The sequence below is a fragment of the Domibacillus antri genome, assembly GCF_001936625.1.
Taxonomy (GTDB): domain Bacteria; phylum Bacillota; class Bacilli; order Bacillales; family Domibacillaceae; genus Domibacillus; species Domibacillus antri.
Map to the genome: position 1 here is coordinate 368,930 of NZ_MSDU01000003.1, position 13,265 is coordinate 382,194.

The window sequence follows — 13,265 nt, forward strand, 5'->3', positions numbered from 1 at the left end:
TTTACATGGAAAAAAAGGTGTTTGCAAGCTTTCTAATCTTCTTTGTACAGCCTGTATAAAATAAGTCTTCTCTGGCAATCCTTTTTTTAAAGACTATTCCATAAAGGAGAGATCATCCAAATGAAAATTCGTCAAGATGCCTGGTCCGAAGAAAATGATTTGCTGCTCGCGGAAACGGTTCTCCGTCACGTACGTGAAGGGAGCACGCAGCTGAATGCTTTTGAAGAAGTCGGAGATGTGCTGAACCGGACATCAGCTGCATGCGGCTTTCGCTGGAATGCGGTCGTCCGCCAGCAATATGAAAAAGCACTCAGTCTTGCAAAAAAACAGCGGAAGCAGCGAAGCCGGGCACTCGAGAAAAAAGTGCTGTACACACCGCAGACAGACGGTATCACGATGGCCGACGTGATCGGCTATTTGCAAAGCTTAGAGTCCATCGACATGTTAAAAGCGGAAAACAATAGACTCCGCGAGGAAAACGAAAAACTGCAGCATAAACTGCAAAAAATAGAGCAATCATCCGAAACAATGCAGGAAGACTATGAAACATTAATGAAGATTATGAACCGTGCCAGAAAGTTTGTTGCTCTTGACGATGAAGATCCCGCTGCCGTCACATTCAAAATGGAGCGAAACGGCAATTTAGAAAAAATGGCTGAATGAACTACTTAAACGCTTTTTCATTACGCTCGATCATGCGGACCAAATACCCGTCAAACGCGGCTGCTTCAAACGACGACATGGCGCCTCCTTCGAGCGGCCCGCCGATTTCTTTCAGCGATTGTAAAAAACGGACAATGACATCCTGTATGGTCAAATTTATCCCGATTAATTCAGCGAGCGATGCCATCACATCCGGCTGAATATCGGGATAGATCCATTTCGTCTCTTCTCCCTTTTTCGCCGCTTCATAAAAATCCCGAATTGGCTCAGCGCGATCGGACCCGCTGCCGTTTACGCATAAATAAATTTGGACTGCGACCCCTTTTCGGAGACGGCGCTGCGAAATACCGGCAAATTTTTTTCCGCCAATGCTCAAATCATAGCTCCCCGGGCAGTACGATCCAACAATTTCATATGCATCAATCGTTACGCCGGGAAACATCCGGCGGATAAGTGCGTACATCGCTTCATAGCCGCGGTCAATGTCGATGCCTTTTTCCGTATCCGGCATAATCAGTGACAAATTCAGCACGCCTTCATCGAGCATGACCGCGAGACCGCCTGAATTGCGGACAATGACACGAAAGCCCGCGTCTTCCAGTACTTGAACCCCTTCTTTTAAAAATGGAAGCTTTGTATCCTGAATGCCGAGAACGACGGTATCGTGATGTACCCACGCCCGGGCCGTAGCTGGGCTTTCCCCGGCGCCGACTGCCGTCGTGATGGCATCATCGGCCGCAAATGAATGAATGGGGTTGAATCCCGGTCCGTAAGCGGAGTGATCGATGAAGCGCCAGACCGGACGGCGAAGTAATTCTTGTGATTGATCCATTAAGCTTCTCCTTCACAAATTGTTCTCTTTTACTGTAGCGCTATGACAGGATCAGTTCAAGTGTTTTATGGTATAGTGTGAATGAGACTACATTACATAGGAGTGAAGAACATGAGTGAAGCAGCAAAAACGCTAGAAGGCTGGTATTGCCTTCATGATTTCCGGTCGATTGATTGGACAACATGGAAGATGCTGTCAAGTGATGCGCGTGAAGGAGCCATCAGCGAGTTCCGCAAGTTTCTGGAAAAATTGGATGCGGTGCAGGATGTAAGAGCGGGCAGCCATTCGTTTTATAGTATTGTCGGTCAAAAAGCTGATTTTATGCTGATGATTTTACGCCCAACGATGGAAGAATTAAACGTCATTGAAAATGAATTTAACAAGCTGAAAATCGCTGAATTTACCATTCCAGCCTACTCATACGTATCTGTTGTGGAATTGAGCAACTATCTTTCTTCCGATGAAGATCCATACCAAAATCCGCAAATTCGTGCGCGGTTGTATCCGGAGCTTCCAAAAACACAGTATGTCTGCTTCTATCCAATGGACAAACGCCGTCAAGGTGACGATAACTGGTATATGCTTCCGATGAAAGACCGCGGCAATTTAATGCGAAGCCATGGCATGATCGGCCGCCAATATGCCGGTCTCGTGAAGCAAATTATTACCGGTTCTGTCGGTTTCGACGACTACGAATGGGGAGTCACGCTCTATGCAGATGACGTGCTTCAGTTTAAAAAGCTGATTTACGAAATGCGGTTTGACGAAGTAAGCGCACGCTACGGCGAATTCGGTTCATTTTTCGTCGGAAACTTGCTGACAGATGAGAAATTTGCCCAAATGATGCATGTGAACTAAACAAAGGCATCAGACCCCGTCCGAGGATGGGGTCTTTTTTGATTGCATCACACCATTTGCAGGCTATTGATAAAGAATCCCGCCGGCTGGTCACAAGTCACGGTGAATTTGCATACATTGCAAAGGGAGGTGTTCATGTGGCGGTTGTTGCTCATACGGAAGAAGATGTAAAGCTTCTCGCCCGTCTTATGCGGGCAGAAGCGGAAGGAGACGGCGCGCTTGGCATGCTGATGGTCGGCAATGTGGGCGTCAATCGAACACGTGCAGATTGTCTGGATTTTACCGCCATTCGCAATATCCGCGATATGGTCTTTCAATCACCGGGCGGTTTTGAAGCGACTCAGAAGAGTTATTTTTATCAACGTGCACGCGAAAAAGATATAGACCTTGCCCGAAAAGTCATCCATGGCGGCCGGTATCACCCCGCCTCAAACTCACTCTGGTTTTTTCGTCCGGAAGGAGACTGCCCGGCTCAATGGTTCGGCCAGTGGAACACAGGACGATACAAGTCACACTGTTTTTTCAGTCCGCTCCCATCTGATTGTCCACGAGTTTATTAAATAAGGGGGAAAAATGCAGATGAATCCTTATGGATATGGCTACATGGCAATGCCGTCGCAAGGACCAAGACCAGGCCAGGGACCAGGCGCTGCACCGGCTCAGCCCGTGGTGGAAGAATCTTATATCGAAAACATTTTTCGCCTCAACCGCGGCAAAATGACCACTTTGTACACGACGTTTGAAAATAATAAAGAATGGAACGCCAAAGTTTTTCGGGGCCGTATAGAATCAGCGGGCCGTGATCATTTAATATTAAGCGATCCGTCTACGGGCCGGCGTTACTTAATCCCTCTACTTTATCTTGATTACGCCACGTTTGAAGGCGAAATCGCCTATGAATATCCTTACAGAGGCTGAAAACATAACAGGTGATCCCGGCAGACGGGATCACCTGTTTAATTACATATTTTTTACTGCCGCAGCAATGACCAGCACCCATGCAGCTAAAAAAGCCAATCCGCCGAGCGGTGTAATGGCGCCCAGTTTGCTGATTGCTGTCACAGCGAGAACGAATAAACTGCCCGAGAATAGGATGATCCCCGCAAGCATAAGCCAGCCGGACCAGTTCAGCAGCGAACTGCCCGGAAACTGCCCCATTAACAAGCCGACAATCATCAAGCCAATCGCGTGAAACATTTGATACTGAACGGCTGTTTTCCATATCTCCAAATACTTTGGCTCGACTTTTCCTTCAAGACCGTGTGCGCCAAATGCGCCGAGTGCGACAGCTAAAAAGGCATTTACCGCCCCTAAAATCATAAATAATTTCATGCTTCTTCTCCTTTAAAAATCAAAAATTGAATCTCCGTTAGACCCGTCATCCGTTACGATCCGTTCTGTCTGTTGAATCGCCGGCTGCGGTGACGGTGTGACAACCGGCTGTACAGAAACAGATCGGGGCGCATAATCTTTTTCCCTCGACCCGATTATTAATTCACACATGGATTTGATCGCATACACATGGCGCTCAATATCACCCGGTGAAGCACTTCTCGCAGCGGCTATTTCCTGCTCCATTTTCGCAAGCACTCTTTCATGCGGTACATTCACTTCTTCTCACCTGCTTTCGCAGAAAACTTATAGCATGGATGCCCCGATGACCCGCGGACGACAATAGACGGAACCTGCTTCGTTTTAAATCCGTATCCCCGGCATCCGCGCGGTGCGGCAGGGTCCCACGTCACGTAAAAATGGCGGCATTTTAAGCAATTCGGTTCATTCGACAACACATTCTCCCCTTTATTTTATCAAAAATCGACATGTTTCACGTGAAACATTTACGACAATTCATCGAGACACCAATTAATCGGCGTTTCGCCTATTTCAACAAGACTGTCATTCGCCTTTGAAAATGGACGGCTTCCAAAGAAACCGCGGGATGCTGACAGCGGGCTGGGATGCGGTGATTGAATCACCCGATGCTTGTTGTCGTCAATCAAAGACTTTTTACTTTGAGCAGGCCGGCCCCACAGCAAAAATACGGCCGGCTTCTCACGTTCGCTAATGAGGGAAATGATTTTATCCGTGAATCTCTCCCAACCTTTTCCGCGGTGCGAATGTGCTTGTCCGTCCCGAACCGTGAGCACCGTGTTTAAAAGCAGCACTCCTTCGTCTGCCCACTGCTTCAAATAGCCGTGAGTAGGTATGGGACAGCCTAGATCCTCATGCAGTTCTTTATACATATTTTTTAATGAAGGCGGAGGGGCGATACCCGGCTGAACCGAAAAGCTGAGTCCGTGTGCCTGTCCGGGCCCGTGATATGGGTCCTGCCCGAGAATCACCACTTTCACCTTTTCATAGGGCGTATAGTGAAGCGCGTTGAAAATATCGTTCATATGCGGATAAATTGTTTTGGTTTTATATTCTTCTTTTAAAAAGGACCGGAGCTGCTCATAATAAGGCGCGTCAAATTCAGATTCGAGAAGCGGACCCCAATCGTTTTTCAAGATTTTTTTTGCCATCTAGTTCACCTCTTGAGTTCATTATAATCGAATCATTGTTTGTTTAAAAACAATGTGAGCGGGTCTACGCTGAACTGTGGTGTTTTTTCTTGTACTTTTGCCGATCGTTTTTTACACTAGAGGAAATGTAAAAAGGAGGGACTTCAACATGAAAAAAACATTAACAATTGCCGGTTCGGATACGAGCGGCGGCGCTGGTATCCAGGCTGATCTTAAAACATTTCAAGAGCATGGTACGTACGGGATGACGGCTTTGACGACGATTGTCACGATGGATCCCGATAACGGCTGGAGCCATGGTGTGTTCCCGCTCCCGATTGACGCACTGGAGGCGCAGCTGAAAACGGCCATGTCTACAGGCATCGATGCCTTAAAAACGGGTATGCTTGCCACACCGGAAATCATTCAGACTGCGGCAGCATCAATTAAAGCAAACGGTGTTGAGAAAGTTGTCATTGACCCGGTGATGGTTTGTAAGGGCGAAGATGAAGTGTTAAATCCGGAAGCAGCTGAAGCAACGCGCGATTTGCTTTTGCCGCTCGCGACAGTTGTCACACCAAACTTATTTGAAGCATGGCAGCTATCAGGAATCGGCCCGATCCGCACGATTGAGGACATGAAAGAAGCCGCGAAAAAAATTCATGAACTTGGCGCGAAAAATGTTGTTGTCAAAGGCGGCAAACAGCTTGAACATGAGAAAGCTGTTGATCTTTTCTATGATGGCCATGCGTTTGTTTTGCTTGAAGGCGAAAAGCATCCTACAACGTACAACCACGGTGCCGGCTGTACATTTGCTGCGGCGATCACAGCGAATCTTGCCAATGGCGAAGACGTAAAAGATGCTGTAAACAACGCGAAAGAGTTTGTTAATGCCGCGATTCAACATGGCTGGAAGCTGAACGAATACGTCGGCCCGGTTATGCACGGCGCTTACAATAAAAAATAAGGATTTTTAACCGCCGGCCTGCGCCGGTGTTTTTTTTATAAAGATGACCCTAATTGACATCAAACCGCACACCCGAATAAAGGAGATAGCCGGAATTTCTGGTTTTGGGCCGGTTTTTTTGGTCTTTGGCCGGATATCCAGTAATCCGGCCTTAATGCAGGATCCGGCTCATACATCAATAAATCGGCCTAAATGGTCAGAATTCGGCCGTCCTTCTGCTAATGACAGTCCCTTATCCGAAAAATGTGATTTTCTGTTCGATCGGTGTGCGCGCTTTCGCTTTTGGCAATTCATCATAATAACCGAATTGCAGCATCGCTACAATGCGTTCGCCCGGCTTCACATCAAGTGCCTGTCTAAATTTCGGCGCATCGATCCACACCGGCGTTTTCCAGCATGTGCCGATCCCTTTCTCCCACGCGAGCAATTGTGCATTTTGAATAAGTGCGCTCACGGCGGAAAAGTCTTCAAGTCTTTCCTTTTGACGCACATCTTCCGGGACGATGACAAACACAAATGCGCCCGGCAATTTAAATCCGGCTGTCTTCTTCTCTAGCTCATCCGCCGGCATTTCTTCCCATTTTTGAATGGTGCATTCTTTCATTGTATCCCGGATCTCATTAAGTCCGCTCTCTGCTGCAACGATAAACCGCCAAGGCTCACGGTTACCATGATTCGGCGCCCACGCGGCTGCATCCAAAATGGCCGTCACATCCGACTTTGCAACCGGGCTTCCGTTAAATTTTTTAATGGAGCGGCGTTCCGCAATGATTGTCTTTATGGATTGATTCATAAATTGCACCCCTATTCAAATTAGTTTCCACTACCATCATACTTAAAAAGCTAGATTTTCGCCATCCGAATAAAAGTTTAGTACAATGAACAAATAACTGATTTTGACTGGAGGCTGGACGGCATGGAACCGATTTTACCGGAAAAAGTGCAGGAACTCATTGACCGGTTTGCCGGTGAGGAAATTTATCTTCACCTGGAAACAACGAACGGTGCATATGCTTCTCACTTTAATGAAAAATTTTTTTCTGCAGGCGCCTATATCCGCAATGCAAAGCTTACATATGAACATGGAAAGATTGTCGGAGACGGGCCGTATCGGGTTGGACTAAAGCTCGAAATCGGCTGGGTGTATGCGGAAGGATTAACGCATTATGGTTTTGATGAAGATGGCCGCTTGTTAATGGCGGGCCACGATTTTGACGGAAAACTGGCTGTTGCTTTGCAAATGGGCAAAACGCCGTTTAAGTAAACGAAAGGAATGAAGAGGATGAAAACGATGGAAATCGAACAAGAACGGCACGTGCTCGTCATTTTTCCGCACCCTGATGATGAAGCATTTGGCGTATCGGGTACAATTGCAGTTCATACAGCCCGTGAAACACCGGTGACATACGCATGTCTGACACTCGGTGAAATGGGCCGTAACCTCGGGAATCCTCCATTTGCGACGCGTGAATCCCTCCCGGACATCCGCAAAGCGGAATTGAAAAATGCCGCGGAAGCAATCGGCATTCAGGATCTGCGCATGATGGGGCTTCGTGATAAAACGCTCGAATTTGAAGATGATCAAAAAATGATGGATCTCGTGACCGATTTAATTAACGAGCTGAACCCATCATTAATTATTACTTTTTATCCCGGCTACTCCGTTCACCCGGACCATGAAGCAACAGCGCGGGCTGTTGTTCGTGCCGTGCGGGCTATTGAACCGGATAAGCGTCCAAAACTTCACTGCGTCGCATTTGCGAACAATACGCTTAATGAAATCGGCGCGGCAGATATCACATATGATATCCGCCACGTTTATGATCAAAAAATGGCCGCCATGAAAGCGCACATTTCGCAGACGATCTGGATGCTGAAAGAGCTTGAATCCGGCGTAGCACAAGAAGGAAGCGACTTGCATGACCGGTTTAATTACGAACACTTCTGGACGTACAAGTTTGATGAAAATGATAAAGTGAGCGAAATAAAGTAAAAAACGCAGGCGCGTTATGCCTGCGTTTTGCTTTAAATCAACAAGTTAAACAACAGCGGGTCGTTGTTGATTTCCATGTATGGGAAGCCGTTTTCTTTCATGCGTTTAACGAGCGGTTCATAATCTTCTTTATGTTTCAATTCGATGCCGACCAGAACCGGTCCTTCATCACGGTTTGTGCGCTTTGTATACTCAAAGCGGGTAATGTCATCATGTTCGCCGAGTACTTGATCCATAAATTTACGAAGTGCACCGGCGCGCTGCGGGAATGTAACGATGAAATAATGCTTGAGCCCTTCATAAATGAGCGAACGCTCTTTAATTTCCTGCATACGTTCGATATCGTTGTTACCGCCGCTGACCACACACACGACATTTTTCCCTTTAATTTCATCCTTATAAAAATCGAGCGCGGCTACGGACAATGCGCCCGCAGGCTCCGCAACGATCGCATTTTCATTATAAAGCTGTAAAATCGTCGTACATACTTTGCCTTCCGGAATAACCGAAATGCCATCCAATACGTCCATGCAAATATCCATGGTTAAATCGCCGACCTGTTTTACAGCAGCGCCATCAACGAACGGATCAATCGTATCGAGGCGTGTCACCTCTCCATTGTTCAGCGACGCTTTCATGCCGGCCGCTCCTGCCGGCTCAACACCGATCAATTTCGTGCTCGGGCTGATGCCTTTCAAATAAGAGCCAACACCAGCAGCAAGGCCGCCTCCGCCAATTGAACAGAATAAATAATCAATCGGCGCCTGCATGTCATTCAAAATTTCAACGCCGACTGTGCCCTGTCCGGCAATCGTCCGGTAGTCGTCGAAAGGATGAACAAACATTTTTTCTTCCGCTGTACAATATTCCATTGCGGCTGTATACGAATCATCAAATGTGTCACCTGTCAAAACGACGGATACTTTGTCGCCGCCGAATCGTTTTACCTGCGATACTTTTTGGCGGGGCGTTGTCGACGGCATAAAGATTTTCCCTTCGATGCCGAGGGCATAACATGAATACGCCACCCCTTGCGCATGGTTGCCGGCACTTGCGCAAACAACCCCTTTTGCGCGTTCTTCCTCTGTCAGGCTGCGGATAAAGTTATACGCGCCGCGCAGCTTAAAAGAGCGGACAATTTGCAAATCTTCCCGTTTTAAATACACGTTGCAGCCATAGCGCGCTGATAAAATTTCATTTTTTTGAAGCGGCGTTTTCACGACGACATCTTTTAAAACTTGATTCGCCACGACGATTTCTTCGATTGATACTTTACTCAAAATGGCTCCCCTTCTTTATTGCGAATTTTATGAACAATTGTAACATAGAGAAGGCCCGTTTTAAACAGGGCCTCTGTTATTTGACAGTACTTCGTTCCAGCGCGTCTTCAATCGCCTGCGCCACACCGCTCTCGTTGTTTACAGCTGTTTCAAACCGGCAGGCTCTTTTAATGTTCACATCCGCATTGCCCATGGCATACGAATAACCGACACGTTCTAACATCGACAAATCATTGTAATTATCACCGACTGCAAGCGCATCTTTCATCGACAGCCCTTTTGATGATAAATACGCTTCAAGCGCAATCCCTTTTTGAGCTTGATCGTTTGTCACTTCCAGGTTTTCATTGCCGGATGAACTGACGGCGACCCCGGAGATACCTTCAAGCCGGTCCGCCGCTTTTTGCAGCAGAATGTAATCTGTCGAAAACACAAAAAATTTATAAATATGCTGATTCATATCACGAAGAATTTTTTCATAGCCTTCAACCGGCAGGACGAGCTTCCGGTTTACCCGCTGCTTAGCCGATTCGCGAATTTCCTCGACCGATGTTTCCGGATGAGCGGATTGGACAATATCGATTAACAGCTCAACTGCTTTATCCGGATTATCTGTGTATGTACCTTGGTTTGTGTAAAGCTCAAAATAGACCCCGACATCTTTCAGCCGGCGGTAAATGTCGTCGGCAATGTCATCGGCAAGTGCCGTGAATTGAATGACTTCGCCTGCGGCATTGCGCACTTCCGCTCCATTCACTGCAATGATCGGGCACTCAATCCCTGTACCCTCCAATGCAAAGCGGGCTTCAGCGTAGGAACGTCCTGTTGCGACAATCACTTCCACACCAAGCCCTTGCGCTTTTTTAATTGCGGCCTGATTTGCTTCGCTCACTTCCATTTTCCCGTTCAGTAACGTGCCGTCCATATCCGTTGCGATGCTTGTGATCATTCTTTTCACCTTCTCGTTTATATTTAATCCTTTCTTATTTTAACATGAAAATCCTTCGGGATACGTAAAAAAGCCCTGATCTATAAGGGATGCGCATTGTAAACGTATACAGAAATCTGTATTTTATGAATATGGCTGATTCCGTAGATTTTCGGGAATAGATAAACTAAACTGGGCAAGGTGTGAATATTTATACAAGGAAGGGTTTTTATATATGCATGAAAAGACGTCCCCTTGGCTGTTCATTGTTCCGTCATTGATCGGGATTTTGTTGTTTATGACACCTGTGCCTGTGGAAGATGGTTTAACGATACCAATCGCGGTTATGTCCAATGCCCTGCAGGAATTAATCGGCCCGTACATTCCATCCATCATGACGTTTTTAATCGTCTTCGCTGCGTCCGCGACTGTAATGGTTAAAATAACACGTCCTGCCTTTATAAGTCATTCCGCATTTCTTGCAGCGCTCTTTGATGTGACGCCGGTCTGGGCTGTTGTCCGCGTGATCGGCGCAATATTTGCTGTCATGACGTTTTTTCAGATCGGTCCGGAAGCGGTCTGGTCTGACGTTACAGGCGGCACACTGCTGCTTACCCTGCTGCCTGTTTTATTCTCGGTCTTTTTGTTTGCCGGGCTTCTTTTGCCGCTTTTGTTAAATTTCGGCTTACTTGAGTTTGTCGGCTACTCACTTACAAAAGTGATGCGTCCATTATTTAAACTGCCGGGCCGTTCATCTGTAGATGCGCTTGCCTCATGGCTCGGTGATGGGACAGTCGGTGTGCTGTTGACAAGCAGGCAATACGAAGATGGCTTGTATACGAAAAAAGAAGCAGCTATAATCGGCACCATGTTTTCCGTTGTATCAATTACGTTTTGCCTTGTGGTTATCCAGCAAGTCGGTCTGGCAGATTATTTTATTCCGTTTTATGTAACGGTGATTTTAGCCGGCATTGCCTGCGCACTCATTATGCCCCGCATTCCGCCGTTATCAAGAAAGCCGGATACATTTATTGACGGCACCCCGCGTAAGGAAGACGATGAAGCCGTCCCTGCAGGCTACAGTTCGATTTCATACGGTTACGAGCAAGCGGTTAAACGCGCGGGTCAAAATAAGCTGTCCGAAACCGTTCAGGACGGATGTAAAAACGTGCTCGATATGTGGCTTGGCGTGGCGCCGATCGTTATGGCACTCGGTACAACCGCTCTCATTATTGCCGAAACAACGCCTGTCTTCCAATGGCTTGGCCTGCCGTTCATCCCGCTGCTTGAGCTGCTGCAAATCCCGTTTGCCCGGGAAGCATCCGAGACCATTATGATCGGATTTGCGGATATGTTTTTGCCTGCTATACTCGGTGAAAGCATTCCAAGCGAACTGACGCGGTTTGTCATTGCCGCTCTGTCTGTTTCACAGCTCATTTATATGTCAGAAATCGGCGGACTCCTGCTGGGCACAAAAATTCCTGTATCATTTAAAGATTTATTGATCATTTTCTTGATCCGCACACTCATTTCTCTGCCGATTATTGCAGCGGCCGCACATATTTATTTTTAAAAAGCCGGAACTCTCCGGCTTTTTTTTCGTATAATCGGGTAAATATGGTATGTTGAATGGAAGAAAGGATGTGTTTCTGTGACAAATAAGCTCTGGTTCCAAGCCGGAATTGGGATTTTATTAACCATGTTGATTATTTTTATGTTCCAGCAAATTCGCGAAGTGTTTAATCCACTTGTGATTGTCGCGAAAACGGTGTTCCTGCCCTTATTGCTTGGCGGCGTCTTATTTTATTTAACACGCCCTCTGATGAAATGGCTTGAATCCAAAAAGCTGCCGCGATGGGCTTCACTAACGACTGTTCTCATTATCCTCGGACTCGTATTTTGGCTTATTTACGCTATTATCGGTCCGGTCGTGAACAGCCAGGTGTCGTCACTCGTGGATAATTCGCCGCAAATGATCAAAGAAGGCGAAAAAGCGATGGATTTCGTACTCAACCAAAAAGACCGGCTGCCTCCCGCTGCCATTGAATCGCTTGAAAATGCGACAGGCAAGCTGAACGATTACGTTATGGGCTTCGGCACATGGCTGATCAATTTTATTCAAGGCTTTGTACAGGGACTGTTCTTAATTATCCTTGTACCATTTTTCCTTGTGTACATGCTGAAAGATCATGAAAAATTTGCCCCGTTTATTGCCGGGTTCTTTTCAGGTGAACGAAAAACATGGATTCGCAAAACACTCAGTGATCTCGATGTGACACTCCGTTCGTACATTCAAGGGCAGCTGTTAGTCAGCTTCCTTGTTGGGGTTATGCTATTGATCGGCTACTTAATCATCGGCCTTGATTACGCACTTTTGCTTGCGCTCTTTGGAATGTTCACAAATGTAATCCCATTTCTCGGCCCCTATCTTGCGGTTATTCCGGCGATCTTTATTGCCTTTTTGCAAGAGCCGCAAATGGTTCTTTACGTCGGGATTATTATGCTCGTCGCCCAGCAGATTGAAGGGAACTTCATCTCTCCGAACGTGATGGGTAAAGCACTCGACATTCACCCGCTGACGGTCATCACGGTCATTCTGGCAGCCGGCAATATCGCCGGTATATGGGGAATCATTTTAGCAATTCCATTTTATGCTGTTGTCAAAACGATTTTGTCCAATTTATACCAAAAAAGAACTGAAATTCGCCATGCTGCCGCGAAAGAAGTAGAATAATAAGCGGGCTTGTCCCATAAGTGCGAGTGGAAGGCAGAATTCTGCTCCATGAAGGCTGAATTTATGGAAAACCCGTCCAAAAACGCAAGAAAACCGGCCTAAAAACAGAAAATCCGGCTGTATAGATGAAATGCTTTTGCTTATTGCAGCTCTATTCGCCTTATTATTTTTTGTCAGGATAATGATCTTTCTTGAGAACGTAATCGCTGACACAGTCATCAAAAATATATTGATCCTTTCCTGTGGAATCCCGCTTGTTTTTCTTATTTTGTTTATCCCCTATAATGTGTGGGCATTGGCAGGGCATTCATATGACTGGGATGGGGTTTATCTTTTCGGTTGGACGTTTATTTTGACCGTTATTCTTTTCTTCACGTATTACGGCAAAAGAAAAAAGAGCTCTGCATCTTGGACTGCACCCCGAATGTTAGACATCATCTAACATTTGGAGGTGCTTTTCTTTTGGCTAAATTTACGGATGAAGAAAAAATGAAAGCTGTGAAACAATA

At 46.5% G+C, this 13,265-nt stretch carries 16 protein-coding genes and 1 pseudogene; 9 read left to right on the forward strand and 8 right to left on the reverse strand.

The window, feature by feature from the left end; translation table 11 throughout:
• Positions 1-120: 120 nt before the first annotated feature.
• Positions 121-663, forward strand: a complete 543-nt coding sequence (locus BTO30_RS02000) for an RsfA family transcriptional regulator (protein ID WP_075397023.1) — start codon at positions 121-123, stop codon at positions 661-663.
• A gap of 1 nt (position 664) precedes the next feature.
• Here BTO30_RS02000 and lipL read toward each other — a convergent pair whose 3' ends face one another.
• Positions 665-1,495, reverse strand: coding sequence for an octanoyl-[GcvH]:protein N-octanoyltransferase (gene lipL, locus BTO30_RS02005; protein WP_075397024.1), 831 nt, complete (start codon positions 1,493-1,495; stop codon positions 665-667).
• Positions 1,496-1,606: 111 nt separating this feature from the next.
• Here lipL and hemQ point away from each other — a divergent pair, with 111 nt between their 5' ends.
• From hemQ to gerQ, 3 genes and pseudogenes are all read left to right on the forward strand, one after another.
• Positions 1,607-2,353 carry a hydrogen peroxide-dependent heme synthase gene (gene hemQ / locus BTO30_RS02010; protein WP_075397025.1) on the forward strand — a complete coding sequence of 249 codons (747 nt, stop codon included), beginning with the start codon at positions 1,607-1,609 and terminating at the stop codon, positions 2,351-2,353.
• A gap of 137 nt (positions 2,354-2,490) precedes the next feature.
• Positions 2,491-2,913: a cell wall hydrolase gene (locus BTO30_RS02015; protein WP_075397069.1), complete on the forward strand. Its 423-nt coding sequence runs from the start codon at positions 2,491-2,493 to the stop codon at positions 2,911-2,913.
• 109 nt (positions 2,914-3,022) lie between these two features.
• Positions 3,023-3,271 (forward strand): annotated as a pseudogene (gene gerQ, locus BTO30_RS02020) (spore coat protein GerQ); the annotation flags it as partial.
• 42 nt (positions 3,272-3,313) lie between these two features.
• On the opposite strand, the gene BTO30_RS02025 reads toward gerQ, so the two are convergent.
• The 4 genes from BTO30_RS02025 to BTO30_RS02040 are packed head-to-tail and all read right to left on the reverse strand — an operon-like array spanning position 3,314 to position 4,875.
• Entirely contained in the window at positions 3,314-3,685 is a 372-nt protein-coding gene (locus BTO30_RS02025) for a DUF423 domain-containing protein (RefSeq protein WP_075397027.1), read from the reverse strand.
• A 12-nt stretch (positions 3,686-3,697) separates the two neighbouring features.
• Complete coding sequence (locus tag BTO30_RS02030) at positions 3,698-3,964, reverse strand: YwdI family protein (protein ID WP_075397028.1); 267 nt, start codon at positions 3,962-3,964, stop codon at positions 3,698-3,700.
• Positions 3,961-4,140, reverse strand: coding sequence for a uracil-DNA glycosylase (locus BTO30_RS02035; protein ID WP_075397029.1), 180 nt, complete (start codon positions 4,138-4,140; stop codon positions 3,961-3,963). Before BTO30_RS02035 ends, BTO30_RS02030 begins: the two co-directional genes overlap by 4 nt.
• A 51-nt stretch (positions 4,141-4,191) precedes the next feature.
• Positions 4,192-4,875, reverse strand: a complete 684-nt coding sequence (locus tag BTO30_RS02040; RefSeq protein ID WP_075397030.1) for a uracil-DNA glycosylase — start codon at positions 4,873-4,875, stop codon at positions 4,192-4,194.
• A 148-nt stretch (positions 4,876-5,023) separates the two neighbouring features.
• Here BTO30_RS02040 and pdxK point away from each other — a divergent pair, with 148 nt between their 5' ends.
• The gene (gene pdxK, locus BTO30_RS02045; RefSeq protein WP_075397031.1) at positions 5,024-5,821 is read left to right on the forward strand and encodes a pyridoxine/pyridoxal/pyridoxamine kinase; all 798 of its coding nucleotides are present in this window, start codon (positions 5,024-5,026) and stop codon (positions 5,819-5,821) included.
• A gap of 232 nt (positions 5,822-6,053) precedes the next feature.
• Here pdxK and BTO30_RS02050 read toward each other — a convergent pair whose 3' ends face one another.
• Positions 6,054-6,614, reverse strand: coding sequence for a nitroreductase family protein (locus tag BTO30_RS02050; protein WP_075397032.1), 561 nt, complete (start codon positions 6,612-6,614; stop codon positions 6,054-6,056).
• Between the two features lie 123 nt (positions 6,615-6,737).
• On the opposite strand from BTO30_RS02050, the gene BTO30_RS02055 reads away from it, so the two are divergent.
• Both BTO30_RS02055 and bshB2 read left to right on the forward strand, forming a co-directional pair.
• Positions 6,738-7,085: a YojF family protein gene (locus BTO30_RS02055; RefSeq protein WP_075397033.1), complete on the forward strand. Its 348-nt coding sequence runs from the start codon at positions 6,738-6,740 to the stop codon at positions 7,083-7,085.
• Positions 7,086-7,112: 27 nt separating this feature from the next.
• Positions 7,113-7,814: a bacillithiol biosynthesis deacetylase BshB2 gene (gene bshB2, locus BTO30_RS02060; protein ID WP_425429437.1), complete on the forward strand. Its 702-nt coding sequence runs from the start codon at positions 7,113-7,115 to the stop codon at positions 7,812-7,814.
• A gap of 32 nt (positions 7,815-7,846) precedes the next feature.
• Here the strand turns inward: bshB2 and ilvA are convergent, their stop codons facing one another.
• Positions 7,847-9,094: a threonine ammonia-lyase IlvA gene (gene ilvA, locus BTO30_RS02065; RefSeq protein ID WP_143331890.1), complete on the reverse strand. Its 1,248-nt coding sequence runs from the start codon at positions 9,092-9,094 to the stop codon at positions 7,847-7,849.
• A gap of 76 nt (positions 9,095-9,170) precedes the next feature.
• On the reverse strand, positions 9,171-10,043 hold the full coding sequence (locus BTO30_RS02070) for an HAD family hydrolase (RefSeq protein WP_075397035.1): 873 nt from the start codon (positions 10,041-10,043) through the stop codon (positions 9,171-9,173).
• 214 nt (positions 10,044-10,257) lie between these two features.
• Here BTO30_RS02070 and BTO30_RS02075 point away from each other — a divergent pair, with 214 nt between their 5' ends.
• Positions 10,258-11,595, forward strand: a complete 1,338-nt coding sequence (locus tag BTO30_RS02075) for a YjiH family protein (RefSeq protein WP_075397036.1) — start codon at positions 10,258-10,260, stop codon at positions 11,593-11,595.
• 78 nt (positions 11,596-11,673) lie between these two features.
• On the forward strand, positions 11,674-12,756 hold the full coding sequence (locus BTO30_RS02080) for an AI-2E family transporter (RefSeq protein ID WP_075397037.1): 1,083 nt from the start codon (positions 11,674-11,676) through the stop codon (positions 12,754-12,756).
• The last annotated feature ends 509 nt before the right edge of the window (positions 12,757-13,265 follow it).